The following is a 629-nucleotide window of genomic DNA, read 5'->3' as shown; positions in this document are numbered from 1 at the left end:
CCCGTTGCTCCTGTCGCTCCTGTCGCCCCGGTTGCTCCAGTTTGGCCTGTCGGGCCGGTCTGACCTGTGGCTCCCGTCGCTCCCGTTGCTCCTGTCGCCCCGGTTGCTCCAGTTTGGCCTGTCGGGCCGGTCTGGCCTGTGGCTCCTGTCGCCCCTGTCGCTCCTGTCGCCCCGGTTGCTCCAGTTTGGCCTGTCGGGCCGGTCTGACCTGTGGCTCCCGTCGCTCCCGTTGCTCCTGTCGCCCCGGTTGCTCCAGTTTGGCCTGTCGGGCCGGTCTGACCTGTGGCTCCCGTTGCTCCTGTCGCTCCTGTTGCCCCGGTTGCTCCAGTTTGGCCTGTCGGGCCGGTCTGACCTGTGGCTCCCGTCGCTCCCGTTGCTCCTGTTGCTCCCGTTGCCCCTGTCGCGCCTGTGGCCCCTGTATCTCCTGTTGGTCCGGTGGTTCCCGTTCCTGTGGCTCCTGTTGCTCCCGTTGCCCCTGTCGCGCCTGTGGCCCCTGTATCTCCTGTTGGTCCGGTGGTTCCCGTTCCTGTGGCTCCTGTTGCTCCCGTTGCTCCTGTCGCGCCTGTGGCCCCTGTATCTCCTGTTGGTCCGGTGGTTCCCGTTCCTGTGGCTCCTGTTGCTCCTGTTGC

The 629-nt window shown here is 67.2% G+C and carries 1 protein-coding gene; it reads right to left on the bottom strand.

Features of this window, described 5'->3' with window-relative positions:
• On the bottom strand, nucleotides 1-629 hold a 629-nt coding region (locus tag ACE5LO_RS27750), incomplete at both ends, for a hypothetical protein (RefSeq protein ID WP_375523137.1).

The sequence above is a fragment of the Paenibacillus medicaginis genome (assembly GCF_042138635.1).
GTDB lineage: Bacteria > Bacillota > Bacilli > Paenibacillales > Paenibacillaceae > Paenibacillus > Paenibacillus medicaginis.
Note: the sequence above shows the minus strand (reverse complement) of the source record. Positions and strands in the feature narration are given on the sequence as shown.